This is a genomic window from Collimonas arenae, assembly GCF_000786695.1.
GTDB classification, from domain to species: Bacteria; Pseudomonadota; Gammaproteobacteria; order Burkholderiales; family Burkholderiaceae_D; genus Collimonas; species Collimonas arenae_A.
The window spans coordinates 3,061,131-3,074,387 of record NZ_CP009962.1 but is presented as its reverse complement, the minus strand read 5'-3'; the positions used below and the strand labels follow the sequence as shown (position 1 = coordinate 3,074,387).

At 58.3% G+C, this 13,257-nt stretch carries 14 protein-coding genes; all 14 read left to right on the top strand.

The features are described 5' to 3' along the window. Positions 1-178: 178 nt before the first annotated feature. Genes LT85_RS13560 through LT85_RS13495 form a run of 14 tightly spaced genes read left to right on the top strand, consistent with a single transcriptional unit; the run spans position 179 to position 13,257 of the window. Complete coding sequence (locus tag LT85_RS13560; RefSeq protein WP_038489575.1) at positions 179-958, top strand: beta-ketoacyl synthase chain length factor; 780 nt, start codon at positions 179-181, stop codon at positions 956-958. Next, positions 952-1,731: a lysophospholipid acyltransferase family protein gene (locus LT85_RS13555; RefSeq protein WP_038489573.1), complete on the top strand. Its 780-nt coding sequence runs from the start codon at positions 952-954 to the stop codon at positions 1,729-1,731. The genes LT85_RS13560 and LT85_RS13555 overlap by 7 nt, the downstream gene beginning before the upstream one ends. Further along, positions 1,718-1,978 carry a phosphopantetheine-binding protein gene (locus LT85_RS13550; protein ID WP_038489570.1) on the top strand — a complete coding sequence of 87 codons (261 nt, stop codon included), beginning with the start codon at positions 1,718-1,720 and terminating at the stop codon, positions 1,976-1,978. Before LT85_RS13555 ends, LT85_RS13550 begins: the two co-directional genes overlap by 14 nt. Before the next feature lie 7 nt (positions 1,979-1,985). Next, positions 1,986-2,258 (top strand): acyl carrier protein, encoded by a 273-nt coding sequence (locus LT85_RS13545; RefSeq protein ID WP_081992372.1) that lies wholly within the window; start codon positions 1,986-1,988, stop codon positions 2,256-2,258. A gap of 50 nt (positions 2,259-2,308) precedes the next feature. Next, positions 2,309-2,887: a hypothetical protein gene (locus LT85_RS13540; protein ID WP_253273542.1), complete on the top strand. Its 579-nt coding sequence runs from the start codon at positions 2,309-2,311 to the stop codon at positions 2,885-2,887. Beyond that, positions 2,880-4,670: an AMP-binding protein gene (locus tag LT85_RS13535; protein WP_038489567.1), complete on the top strand. Its 1,791-nt coding sequence runs from the start codon at positions 2,880-2,882 to the stop codon at positions 4,668-4,670. The genes LT85_RS13540 and LT85_RS13535 overlap by 8 nt, the downstream gene beginning before the upstream one ends. Beyond that, positions 4,657-5,451, top strand: coding sequence for a glycosyltransferase family 2 protein (locus tag LT85_RS13530; protein WP_052135163.1), 795 nt, complete (start codon positions 4,657-4,659; stop codon positions 5,449-5,451). The genes LT85_RS13535 and LT85_RS13530 overlap by 14 nt, the downstream gene beginning before the upstream one ends. Beyond that, positions 5,448-6,419, top strand: a complete 972-nt coding sequence (locus LT85_RS13525; RefSeq protein WP_038489564.1) for an LpxL/LpxP family acyltransferase — start codon at positions 5,448-5,450, stop codon at positions 6,417-6,419. Before LT85_RS13530 ends, LT85_RS13525 begins: the two co-directional genes overlap by 4 nt. Next, positions 6,406-7,977, top strand: a complete 1,572-nt coding sequence (locus tag LT85_RS13520) for an HAL/PAL/TAL family ammonia-lyase (RefSeq protein WP_038489562.1) — start codon at positions 6,406-6,408, stop codon at positions 7,975-7,977. The genes LT85_RS13525 and LT85_RS13520 overlap by 14 nt, the downstream gene beginning before the upstream one ends. A 5-nt stretch (positions 7,978-7,982) precedes the next feature. Then, positions 7,983-8,423 carry an acyl-CoA thioesterase gene (locus tag LT85_RS13515; protein ID WP_038489560.1) on the top strand — a complete coding sequence of 147 codons (441 nt, stop codon included), beginning with the start codon at positions 7,983-7,985 and terminating at the stop codon, positions 8,421-8,423. After that, on the top strand, positions 8,420-9,028 hold the full coding sequence (locus LT85_RS13510; RefSeq protein WP_437177271.1) for an outer membrane lipoprotein carrier protein LolA: 609 nt from the start codon (positions 8,420-8,422) through the stop codon (positions 9,026-9,028). Before LT85_RS13515 ends, LT85_RS13510 begins: the two co-directional genes overlap by 4 nt. Before the next feature lie 37 nt (positions 9,029-9,065). Continuing rightward, the gene (locus LT85_RS13505) at positions 9,066-11,429 is read left to right on the top strand and encodes an MMPL family transporter (RefSeq protein WP_052135162.1); all 2,364 of its coding nucleotides are present in this window, start codon (positions 9,066-9,068) and stop codon (positions 11,427-11,429) included. Then, positions 11,429-12,661 carry an NAD(P)/FAD-dependent oxidoreductase gene (locus LT85_RS13500; RefSeq protein ID WP_038489558.1) on the top strand — a complete coding sequence of 411 codons (1,233 nt, stop codon included), beginning with the start codon at positions 11,429-11,431 and terminating at the stop codon, positions 12,659-12,661. The genes LT85_RS13505 and LT85_RS13500 overlap by 1 nt, the downstream gene beginning before the upstream one ends. Positions 12,662-12,690: 29 nt before the next feature. Continuing rightward, a complete protein-coding gene (locus LT85_RS13495; protein ID WP_253273541.1) occupies positions 12,691-13,257 on the top strand; it encodes a DUF3261 domain-containing protein in 567 nt (188 codons plus the stop codon).

Here is a 13,257-nt window from a genome sequence, read left to right as displayed (position 1 = left end):
CTATAGTTAAAAATCGTAATGCTGCGCAGTTGGCAACATTTCTCTGTGGCATATAGTTTATAATGCCGCGCAAAATGCATAAATTGGCAAATAAATTGCCAAATTAGCGCCGTCGATTCAGCTCCCTAGATTGTCGGCAAAAAATAAAGTCATATTGATGGGTATTGGGGAGTAGTAGATGGAACTCGGGGGAGTGAGATTTTCAATTGCATCGCATGCCGCCTGGGCTCCAGGGCTGGGTACAGCCGCCGCATGGCTGGCGTGGGCCGACAAGCCGTTTGTCATCGCAGGCAATAGCGAAGCTGCGGTTGCCGCGATGCCTGCGATGCTGCGTCGGCGCGCTGGTTTTCTCGGTAAGATGGCGCTGGAAACTGCCTACAGCTGTCTCGATGGCCGCGTCGACGTGCCTACCGTATTCTGCTCGCGCCATGGCGAATGCGCGCGTTCGGTCGAACTGCTCGCCGATCTCGCAGAGGGGCAACCCTTATCTCCCGCTTCTTTCAGTTTGTCGGTTCACAATGCCGCTGCCGGCCTGTTTTCTATCGCGCGTCAGGATCAGGCCAGCCATGCGGCGCTGGCGGCCGGGTCTCACGGGGTTGAACATGCGGTAATTGAAGCCTGCGGTTTGCTGGCCGATGGCGCGCCGGAGGTGCTGCTAGTGGCGTATGACGGCGTGTTGCCAGAACTGTTTCAGGATTTTGAAGATTGCCAGGAGCAACCCTTTGCCTGGGCTTGGCTATTGCAGCCTGCGGCTACGAGGTCGGACGATGTCATTGCGCTGTCGTGGGTTGATGAATTTGAAGATGATGCGGCCGTTATGGCACAGGAATCAGGTGGCGCCCGCCAGCCGGCAGGGCTGGAAGTGCTAGCTTTTTATCTGCGTCGGGAACCTGAACTGTTGCGCGCCGGCTCAGGCCAGCGCTGGCGCTGGCAGCGTCTTGCGGGGACGCTATGCTAAAGCGTTTGAACCGCTATTGGCGGGTGTTGGCAACCGGCGTCAGTTTTGTGGTGTTTGCGGTCGGCGGCCTGCTGTTGCGGGCTACGGTGTTTCCAGTGCTGAATTTGTTGATCTGGGAGCGTCAGCTGCGCATTTCCATGGCGCGCCGTGTGATCCGCTTGGTGTTTCGTGGCTTCGTCGGATTCATGCGCCGGCTTGGTGTGCTGAACTACGATATCAGCGGCCTTGAGCGGCTGGAGCGGCGCGGCTTGCTGATCCTGGCTAATCATCCGACTTTGATCGATACGGTGTTTCTGATGGCTTTCGTCAAGCGTGCCGATTGCATCGTGAAGGGGCGGCTGTGGGATAACCCGTTTACGCGAGGGCCGGTCAGTGCCGCTGGCTATATCAGCAACGATTACGGGAGTGGCCTGATTGAAGATTGCATTACTTCTTTGCGGCGCGGCAGCAACCTGATCATTTTTCCGGAAGGCACGCGCACCGCCGGCGACGGCCAGATCCATCTGAAGCGCGGGGCCGCCAATATCGCGGTGCGCAGCCTGTCGAACGTGACGCCGGTAGTGATCCGTTGTCTGCCGCCAACCTTGGGCAAGGGTGTGAAATGGTGGCAGGTGCCGGCGGTCGCAGCGCATTTCAGTATTGAAGTAAAAGACGATATCGATGTACAGGCGTTTCTTGCCAAATCGGGGAGCGAAGTATTGGCTGCCAGGCATTTGACCGCGTACTTGCAGGATTATTTTAGGAAAGAAAGCCAAGTCCATGCAGCAGCTTGAAGAAGAAGTAAAGCAGGTCATCATCGATGTCCTGCAATTGGAGGACATCACTCCGGCCGACATCGTCAGCGATGCGCCGTTGTTTGTCGACGGCCTCGGTCTCGACTCGATCGATGCGCTGGAGCTCGGCGTGGCGATCCAGAAACGCTACGGCATCTCGTTGTCGGCGGATTCGGCCGAGACCCGTAATCATTTTGCTTCAGTGCGTACGCTGGCTGCAATGATCGCCAGCAATAGAAAGAAATGACGGTGTAATGATGTTGACCAATTCAATGAGCAAGGAAGAAATTTACCTGTGGCTGGTGGATGTACTACATGACATGTTCGAGATCGACAAGGACAAGGTGACGCCGCAAGCCAATTTGTATACCGATCTGGATATCGACAGCATCGATGCTGTCGACCTGGTGGTCAAGCTCAAGCAGCTGACCGGCAAGCGCTTGCAGCCAGATGTGTTCAAGGCGGTGCGTACGGTGCAGGATGTGGTCGACGCGCTGGCCGCCTTGCTGGCCGAAGACGGCAAGTAAGGCGTTCGAGGATACGACCCGGGATGCACAACATCAGGCGCCTTTTACCGATGGCAGTGAGCGTACTGGTTACCTTGCTCTATCCGCTCGCAATCTGGCTCGGCCACGGCCGGGTAGAGCCGCGCCTGCTGGCCTTGCTGCTGGTGCTGGCCGCCGCCACCCGCTTGCCGAGCCTGAAGCTCAAGCGCAGCAGCCGCTGGTGGCTGGCGGGGGCCTTGCTGCTGGCGGGGCTGGCGATCTGGAACAATGCGCTATTACCTTTGAAACTGTATCCGGTGCTAGTGAATCTTGGCATGCTGACGGTATTTGCCTACAGTCTGTACGCGCCGCTTTCGATCATTGAGCGCATGGCCCGTCTTACCGATCCGGCCTTGCCCGCTTATGGCATCGTCTACACGCGGAGGGTTACCCAGGTCTGGTGCGTTTTTTTTATTATCAACGGCGGACTGGCCTTGGTGACCGCGTTGTGGGCTTCTGCCGCAGTCTGGTCGCTATACAACGGGCTCATCGCCTATGTACTGATGGGCTTCCTGTTTGTTGGCGAATACCTGGTGCGCGTGCTGGTCAAGCGGCATCATCGCCGGCTTGACGCCCAATCCGGCTTGCAACAGGACGGGCAGCATGTCTGAATCCCGCAATTTGCTGACTTTGTTGAGCCAACTGTCAGACCGTGACCATGGGCAGCGATTTGCATGGCGCGATGGGCAGCCGCTGAACCTGGGCTATTTTCTGGCGCAGGTTGAAGGCTGGCGGCGCTTGCTGGAGCGCCAGGCAGGAAGTCGTTTTGCCTTGTATTCGAGCGATAGCGCCGCCTTTGCCAGTATGCTGTTCGGCGCCTGGCAGGCCGGCAAGACTGTTTATCTGCCGGGCGACGTACTGCCTGCGACTTGCTCCACTCTGAGTGCGCTGGTGGACGGTTATCTAGGCGATTTTCCGGTCGGCTACGCGCCATTGTCAGCGCCTGCATCCGACAAGATCCCGGCACAATATGAATTCAAGGCTTTACCGCCGGATTTTCCCGGACTCGTGATTTATACCTCCGGCAGTACTGGCGAACCGCAAGCCGTACCGAAATTCCTGTCGCAACTGGCCACCGAAGTGGCCTCGCTTGAACAATTGTTTGGCGATAAGGTTGGCGACGCGGAGATCTTTGCGACGGTGTCGCACCAGCATATTTACGGCTTGCTGTTTAAAGTGCTCTGGCCGATCACCATGGGCCGCGCGATCCATGCCCAGCAAATCAACTTCCTGGAAGAATTGCTACCTGGCGAACGGCCTGCCGTGCTGGTTTCCAGTCCAGCCCATTTGAAGCGCCTGCCGGCTGAGTTGTCGTCGCATCAGGCATCGTCTTCGTTTTCCGCACTCCGCAGCATTTTTTCATCCGGTGGACCGTTGCAGCCGGAGGTTGCAGCCGAAGCAGGGCGTCTGCTGGGATCCATTCCATTTGAGGTGTACGGCAGTTCGGAAACCGGCGGCATCGCCTGGCGTCAGCGGATTGACGGCGCCGATGACAGCTGGCGGGTGATGCCGGCGATTGCCTGGCGGGTGGCAGCCAATGACGATGTGCTGGAAATCCGTTCGCCGCATCTGCCTGATCTTGCATGGTACGCGATGGCCGATCAGGTGCAAGCGCTCGACCTGCAACGCTTTCGCTTGAAGGGAAGAGTCGACCGGATTGTGAAAGTGGAAGAAAAACGTATTTCCCTGGATGCGCTGGAGCGGCAACTGAAATCACTGGCCCCAGTGGCGGATGCCAGAGTCTTGCTGCTGGAGCAGTTGCAGTCTCAGCCACAGTCAAGGCAGCGAATCGCCGCCTTTGTAGTGCTTTCTACCGCCGGTCGGGAGATTCTGTCGACGCAAGGAAAACTGGCACTGAATCGCTTGTTGCGCGACGGCATGGCGCCAGCGGTCGAGCCGATCGCCTTGCCGCGCAGTTGGCGCTATCTGGATGCGCTGCCGTTCAATGCCCAGGGCAAGACCACCCGGGCCGATTTGCTGGCAATGCTTGAGCCGCAGGAAGAATTGGCGTCGGTCGGTAAAAATCTGGCAGCGCGTCCGACCAAGCCCGTACGACAGGTGCTGGAACAAGAATCGCATCGGGTACTGCTGGAGCTGAAGGTGCCGGCCGATCTTTTATACTTCGACGGTCATTTCGAAGGTGCGCCGATATTGCCCGGTGTAGTGCAGGTCGATTGGGCAATCAATTATGGTCGCGAATATTTTTCCTTGGCGCCGCAATTCCTGGGTATGCAGGCATTGAAATTCCAGCGTGTGATTACACCCGACATGGTGGTGCAACTGGAGCTGTTGCACGATCAACAAAAGAGCAACCTGACGTTTCGCATGATCTCCGCCGCCGGACAGCATGCCAGTGGTCGAATTAATTTTGGAGCCGGCCATGCAGCTGACTGAATCGGGCGTTACCTCCAACGCAAACAAATTCAAGCCGTGCGCAGTGATTCCGGTTTATAACCACGAACACGCCATCGGCGCTGTGGTGGCCGCGGTGCTGGCGCGCGATCTGCCTTGCGTGCTGGTGGACGATGCCAGTTCTGCCTCTTGTGCGGCGGTGCTTGATGCGCTGGCAGCGGCTGAGCCGGGCAGGATTATCTTGTTGCGCCACGCCGTCAACCGCGGCAAGGGCGGGGCGGTGCTGACCGGCGTTCAGCATGCGGCCGATGCCGGCTTCAGCCACGCATTGCAGATCGACGCCGATGGCCAGCATTGTACCGACGATATTCCCCGTTTTCTGCAGCAGGCAGCCGCCAGGCCGCAAAGCCTGATCGCAGGTTGCCCACAGTACGACGACAGCGTACCTTCCTTGCGTTTGTATGCGCGCTATCTGACCCACGTCTGGGTCTGGATCAATACGCTGTCGCTCGATATCAAAGATTCGATGTGCGGCTTTCGGGTCTATCCCTTGCCGTCCCTGATCCGTTTGGTGCAGCGTAAAAAACTGGGCGAACGGATGAACTTCGATATCGAGGTATTGGTGCGTTTGTATTGGGATGGCGTCTCTATCGTCAACTTGCCGACCCGGGTCGCTTATCCAACGGATGGCATTTCACATTTCCGTGCCGGCCCGGACAACCTGCTGATTTCACGTCTGCATGCAACGCTGTTCTTCGGCATGCTGTGGCGTGCCCCGCGTTTGCTGGCTCGCCGCTTGCTGCCCAGGCGAGGCGCAGCATGAACGCAGGACAGCCGCCGCCGCATCACTGGGCGCAGATCAATGAAGCCAGCTTTGTTGGCGGTATGCGTCTGCTGTTCTGGATTTACCGCATCGCCGGTCGCTGGCCGTTTCGTCTTGCGCTGTATCCGGTGCTGGGCTGGTATTTGTTCAGCAAGCCGGCCGCGCGGCAAGCATCAATAGCTTACTTGCAACGTCTGCGTACGTTTGATCCGCTGGCCGTAAGTGTTAACCGGATTCGTCCCGGCTTGCGCGGCGTGTTCCAGCATTTTGCCGCTTTCGCTGAAAATATTCTCGACAAGATGTTGTTGTGGGGCGGTTTGTTCAAAACTGCCGATGTGACGTCGTTCGGCCGCGAACAGATGCTGGAAAATATCCAGGCGCAGCGTGGCGGCTTGCTGGTCTGCGCGCATCTGGGTAACCTGGAGTTGTGCCGGGTGCTGTCACGCCAGCGTAAGGCACTGAGGATCACCGTGCTGGTGCACACCAAGCATGCGCAGGCGTTCAACCGCCTGTTGGCAAAGCTCGATCCGGACAGCCAGCTGAACTTGATGCAGGTCAGCGAAATGACTCCCGCTACCGCCATGATCCTGGCGGAAAAGGTTGGGCGTGGCGAATTTGTCGCCATTGCCGGCGACCGCATTCCGGTCTCGGCCGCGCCGCGCGTGGCGCGCGCCTCCTTTCTCGGACAAACTGCCGCCTTTCCGGTAGGCCCTTATGTATTGGCAAGCTTGCTCCAGTGTCCGGTCTATCTGCTGTTTTCGATGACAAGGAATGGCCATTCAGAATGCCATTTCGAACTGTTTCGAGAAACGGTCAGGCTGCCGCGCAAGAATCGCGACCAGGTCCTCAGTGAGTTGGCCGCCGCTTATGCGGCACGGTTGGAGCACTTTTGCCTGAGAGCTCCGCTGCAATGGTTCAATTTTTACGATTTCTGGCAATTAACTGGATACAAAGATGCATCTCGCTGAACTGAAGAATTTGTCCGCTGCCGACCAGCGCCGCGCCGTTTGTTTCGACCAAGGCCGTTTGACGATCGAGGATATCGTCGACATCGCTTCTGGCGCCGCGCAAGTGACTTTGTCCGCGGAACCGGCTTTCCGCGCTGCAATCAGCCGCGGCGCCGATTTCCTGGATCGGCTGTTAAGCGAAGACGGCACCATTTATGGCGTCACTACCGGCTATGGCGATTCTTGCACCGTCAACGTCCCGGCCGAACTGATTCCCGAGTTGCCGCATCATTTGTACGCCTATCACGGTTGCGGCCTGGGCGAGCTGTTCAGCCCTGCACAAACGCGCGCCATCATGGCGGCGCGGCTGGCCTCGCTCAGCAAAGGCTACTCTGGTGTTAGCGTCGGCTTGCTGGAACAGATTACGCGTCTGCTGAAAGAAAATCTGTTGCCTTTGATTCCCTCTGAAGGCTCGGTCGGCGCCAGCGGAGACCTGACGCCGTTGTCGTATCTGGCGGCCGTGCTATGCGGCGAGCGCGAGGTCTGGCGCGACGGGACCAAGGTACCTGCTGCAGAAGCCCTGGCGACAGCGGGCATCACGCCGCTGCGTCTGCGTCCGAAGGAAGGGCTGGCGATCATGAACGGTACAGCTGTGATGACCGCGCTCGCTTGCCTGGCCTACCAGCGCGCAGAATATCTGGTGCGCATCGCCACACGGATTACGGCGATGGCGAGTTTCGCGCTGGATGGCAATGCCCATCATTTTGACGAAACGCTGTTCGCCGTCAAGCCGCACGCCGGCCAGCAGCAGGTAGCTGCGTGGCTGCGTCAGGATCTGCCGACCGACGATGCTCCGCGCAATCAAAAGCGCCTGCAAGACCGCTATTCGATCCGTTGTGCGCCGCATGTGATCGGCGTGCTGGCCGACGCTTTGCCGTGGATGCGCGCATCAATCGAAAACGAACTGAACAGCGCCAACGACAATCCGATCATCGATGGTGAAAACGAGCGCGTGCTGCACGGGGGGCATTTCTATGGCGGCCACATCGCCTTTGTCATGGACAGCATGAAAAATGCGGTGGCCAACGTAGCTGACCTGCTTGACCGCCAGATGGCCTTGCTGGTCGATAGCCGCTACAACCACGGCTTGCCGGCCAATCTGTCTGGCGCGGACGGCGCGCGCGCGAGCATCAATCATGGCTTGAAGGCTTTGCAGATCAGTTCCTCGGCCTGGACCGCAGAAGCGCTCAAGCAAACCATGCCGGCATCCGTATTTTCCCGCTCAACCGAGTGCCATAACCAGGACAAGGTCAGCATGGGCACGATCGCCGCCCGCGATTGCCTGCGCGTGCTGCAATTGACAGAACAAGTAGTGGCTGCATTACTGATCAGTGTGCGCCAGGGCGTCTGGCTCCGTTGCAAGCAAGAGGGCGCGCCCCAGCCGCAGCAGAATCTGCAGCAGATGATGGAACTGCTGACGGTCGATATTGCCGTAGTACAGGAAGATCGCATGTTGGAACCGGATCTCCGTTTGCTGCTGGAACGCATCCGCTTGCAGCATTGGCAGTTGTACCAATAAAGACAATGACTATGCTCAATGACAAGCTGAACAGCCGCTGGTCGGTCGAACTGGAATTGCAAGTCCAATTCTACGATCTCGATCCGATGGAAATCGTCTGGCATGGCAATTACGTCAGGTATCTGGAAGTGGCTCGCTGTGCGCTGCTGGATACGATTGACTACAACTATCCGCAGATGCAGGCGTCCGGCTATAGCTGGCCGATCATCGATCTGCACTTGCGCTATGCGCATCCGGCGACCTTTGGCCAGCGCATCAAGATCCGCGCCGCCATCATCGAATGGGAAAACCGTCTCAGGATCGAATACGTGATTACCGACAGCGCCAGCGGCCAGCGCCTGACCCGCGGCACCACCACGCAAGTCGCAGTGGACATGGCGACGCGCGAAATGTGCTTTGCCTCGCCACCGGTGTTATTTCAAAAATTAGGAATTGAACCAATATGATGAAACGCCTCTTCATAGCTGCTCTCCTGGCTTGCACGGCATGGTCGGCCTATGCTGCCGCGCCCGTGGACAAAATCCAGGCAATGCTGGCGCGGCCGCCGGTCCTGTGCGGCCGTTTCGATCAAAGTAAGCAGCTGGTCGGCATCAAGAAGCCGCTGCTGTCAAACGGCCGCTTTTGCGTAGTGAACGGTAAGGGTGTTCTGTGGCGCACTTTGCAGCCATTCCCCAACACCTTGCGCTTGAAGCGCGATGAAATCGTGCAGATGCAAGGCGATAAGGTTGCCATGCGCATGGACGCTAAGCAGGAACCAGTAGTGAGAATGATCAATGGCGTGCTGTTTTCATTGCTGGCTGGCGATCTCAGCCAGCTGGATACCCTGTTTGAGCTGGATGGCAGCGTCCAGGGCAATAGCTGGAACGTGGCGTTGAAAGCGCGCCAGCCAGCATTGGCCAAGGCGATCGGGACGCTGGCCCTGACCGGCGGCGCGTACGTGAAGACAGTCACAATCAGCGAAGCCAGCGGCGACCGTACGGAAATCACGTTTTCCAATTTGCAGAGCGGCGACCAGGCGATGACGGCAGAAGAAGGTGCCGCGCTTGAGTAATTCCAGTTGGCGTAGCTGGCCCAAACGTCTGGCCCTGATGTGGGTGCTGGCGGTGGGACTGCTGCTGGCGCACAACGGCTACTTGTGGCTGGTCAAAGGCGTGGTGCCGGATACCGACATCCTGGCGCTATTGCCAGTGGAGCAGCGTGATCCTGTTCTGCAACAGGCGTTTACCCATATGGTCGACGCCGCCCAGCAGCGCTTGATCGTACTGGTCGGCGCCGATGACTGGGAGCATGCACGCAGTGCAGCCGATGCCTACAACGCCGTGCTCGCCAAACATCCAGCCTTGCTGCAAAGCGGCATGCAGTTGTCCGAACAGAACCAGCAAGATTGGCTAGCGCCTTCGCAACAGATGCGCCTCAGCTTGTTGACGCCGGGGCAACAAACCGCGCTGCATGAACAGCCCTCCAAATACTGGAGCGATGCCGCTTTGCAGCAGCTGTACAGCCCATTTTCCGGCCCCAAGCTGGGCGCATGGCAAGACGATCCGTTTGGTTTGTTCAGCGGCTGGGTGCAAGCGCGCGCGCAGGAAACCCCGGTGCGTCCGCGCGATGGCTATCTGTTCGTGGAAGACAAGGGCCGTCCTTACATCGTGCTGCTGATGACCTTGCGGCAGCCCGCATTTTCGATGGCGACCCAGCGCGCCATATTGCCGCTGCTGGAGCAGGCCGGTGCAGCCGCACGCCAGGCGGTGCCGACGGTGGAGCTGATCAGCGCCGGCGTGGTTTTGCATGCAGGGGCCGGCAGCGCCCAGGCCAGCCGTGAAATGTCGACCATCGGCATCGGTTCTCTGCTGGGGATCATCCTGCTGATGTGGCTGACGTTCCGTTCGTTGCGGCCGATAGGCTTGATCATGCTGTCGATCGGAGTAGGCTGCCTGGCGGCGTTTTCCCTGTGCTGGCTGATTTTCGGCCAGGTACATCTGCTGACGCTGGTATTCGGCGCCAGCCTGATCGGCGTAGCGCAAGACTATGGCATTTATTTTTTATGCAGCAGAGTTGCAGCCGACGGCGAGCTGGATTCGTGGCAACTGTTGCGACGTCTGATGCCGGGCTTGATGCTGACCTTGGCGGCGGCGGTGATCGGCTATGTCGGTTTGGCGCTGACGCCGTTTCCAGGCTTGCGGCAGATGGCGCTGTTTTCCGTGATTGGCTTGTTGTTCGCCTGGCTCACAGTCATTTTCTGGTTCCCGGCGCTGCTGAGCGCATCGACGCTGAACAGTTCCAGCTTCGCCGCCTGGGTTGGGCGCACCCGCCGCCACTGGCCATTGTTGAAATGGAATCGTGGCACGTTGCTAGCTGCATTGTTGTTCGGCGTATTTGCGCTGACCGGTATTTCCAGGTTGACCGTGAATGACGATATCCGTTCATTGCAGACACCGCCGAAGGCGTTGTTGGCGGATCAGATCAAGCTCGGGAAATTGCTCGATGCGCCGACCCCGGTGCAGTTCTACCTGGTGCGTGGCGCCAGCGCAGAGCAGGTATTGCAACGCGAAGAAGTGCTCAAGCAAAAACTTGAGCCGCTGGTAGCCAGCCATATCATCAGCGGTTATCAGGCGATGTCTAACTGGACGCCGTCGATCCGGATGCAAGAGGCGAATCGCAACCTGGCGACCAAGGCGCTGCTGTCCGCTGGCGGGCCACTGAAGGCGCTGGCGGCACAATTGGGCGAGGATGACAGCTGGATCAAGCAGATGCGCGAACGCGCTCTTGGCAGCGCCGCAAGCGCCAATGGCGGCCATGCCCTGACGCCTGAGGCATTTCTTCTCACCGCCGCCAGCGAACCGTCGCGTCATCTCTGGCTGGGCAAGGTGGACAGTCAGCAGGGCAGTGTTTACGCAAGTATTGTCGCTTTGCGTGGCGTCAATAATTACGCCAATCTGCCGATCCTGAAACAAGCCGGCGAACATCTGGACGGCGTACAGTGGGTCGACAAAGTCAGTGAAATATCATCGGTGCTTGGGCACTATCGGCAATACATGGGCTGGGTCTTGCTGGGTGCGTATGCCGCGATCTATCTGCTGCTGTTTTCGCGTTACCGGTCTGCTGCCTGGCGCGTCCTGACGCCACCGGCAGTTGCCAGCATCGCCACCCTGGCTCTGCTTGGCGTCATCGGCCAGCCTTTACAGTTATTCCATGTGCTGGCGCTGATGCTGATTCTCGGCCTCGGCGTCGACTATGGCATTTTTCTACAAGAACAAAGCATGCAACGCGACCGTTTCGCCTGGCTGACGGTTGGCTTGTCGGCGGCCAGCGCCTTGCTGTCGTTTGGTTTGCTGGCGCTGTCGGGAACGCCGCCGCTGCATGCCTTCGGATTTACGATGTTGATCGGAATTGCGGTCGTTTGGTTGATCGCACCATGTTTTAGCCAAGATTATCCAGGGAAAGAAAAAGAATAATGAATGTAAGAGTTGAGCAGTGTGATGTTCTGGTTATCGGCGCCGGTCCTGCCGGATCGGTGGCGGCAGCGTTGTTGTTGAAACAAGGCAGGCAAGTGCTGGTATTGGAGCGCGAGCTTTTCCCACGGTTTAGCATCGGCGAAAGCCTGCTGCCGCAAAGCATGGAGTACCTGGAGGAAGCGGGCATGCTGAAAGCGGTAGTGGAGGCCGGTTTCCAATACAAGAACGGCGCGGCGTTTGTCCGCGGCGAGCGCTACACCGACTTTGATTTCCGCGATAAGCATTCCGCCGGATGGGGCACGACCTATCAGGTTCAGCGCGCCCATTTCGATCAGGTGCTGGCGAAAGAGGCCGAACGCCAGGGTGCAGAGGTGCGTTACCAGCACACTGTCATTGCATTCGATCAGGAGGCGGCAACGCCGCGTGTCACGGTACGCGATGCCGATGGCAACGAGTACATTGTGGAAGCTGGCTTTGTGCTGGATGCCAGCGGTTTCGGTCGTGTGTTGCCGCGCCTGCTGGATCTGGAAATGCCATCGAATTTTCCGGTGCGCGGCGCGATTTTCACGCATATTGAAGACGGTATTGCCAGCGCCGGTTTCGACCGCAATAAGATCCGCATCACAGTCCATCCGCAACATTGCGATGTCTGGTACTGGCTGATTCCGTTTGCCGGCGGCCGCTGTTCTATCGGCGTGGTCGCCGAAACCAAGTTCCTGGAGCAATTCAAAGGGAGCGAAACCGAGCGCTTGCAGGAGTTGGTGATGCAAGATCCGGCATCGCGTGAATTGCTGAAGAATGCGCGCTGGGATACGCCGGCACGCCAGATCGTCGGGTATTCGTCCAACGTCAAATCGCTCTGGGGCAAAGGCTATGCCTTGCTCGGTAACGCCGGCGAATTCCTTGATCCGGTATTTTCTTCCGGCGTAACCATCGCCGTCAAATCCGCCAGCCTGGCCGCCACGGCCTTGCAGCGCCAGTTTGCCGGCAGCGCCGTCGACTGGGAGCGCGAATTTGCCGTGCCGCTGAAAAAGGGTGTCGACGCTTTCCGCACCTTTGTCGAATCCTGGTACTCGGGTGGCTTTCAAAGTGTTATTTTCTACGAAAAGCAGCAACCAGAAGTGCGCCGCATGATCGCCGCAATTCTGGCTGGCTACGCCTGGGATGAAAGCAATCCCTATGTCAAGGAAAGCAAGCGCCGCCTGAATACGCTGGAGGAAATATGCAGCTAAAACGGATTGCGTGCTGGCGGCGTTTGGGTATGTTGCTGAGCATGCTGGTATTAGCTGCTTGTGCGACGACATCAACGCCGCAAGCGCCAGCCCGGCTTGGTTTGAAACTGGCACCGGCAGCGCTCGGCGCCACGATCAGTTTGCAGCAGCATCTGACAGTAGAACGTAATGGCCGCACAGATCAGCTGGATGCTGCGCTGGAAATCGACCCGCAGCAATTCAGCATGGTTGGGCTGGCGTTCGGCCAGCGCGTGCTGACCATCCATTTTGATGGCCAGACTTTGCAATCCTGGCGGCATCCGATGTTGCCGGCTCAGGTGCGGGCTGAAGATGTGCTGGAGGATACTCAGCTAACTCTATGGCCGCTGGCGGCCATCCGCCAGGCGCTGCCGGCCGGTTGGGATATCCAGCAACAAGGCTTGACGCGGACCTTGTCGCTGCAGGGCGAGCCAGTGATGATCATCACTTACAGTTCCGATAGCAAAACGGCGCCATGGAACGGCAAGATGGTGTTGAACAACCTGCGCTATCACTATCGCCTGACGATCGAAACCGTCAGCGATGCTACTGACACTACATCTGCGACGGCGCCATAA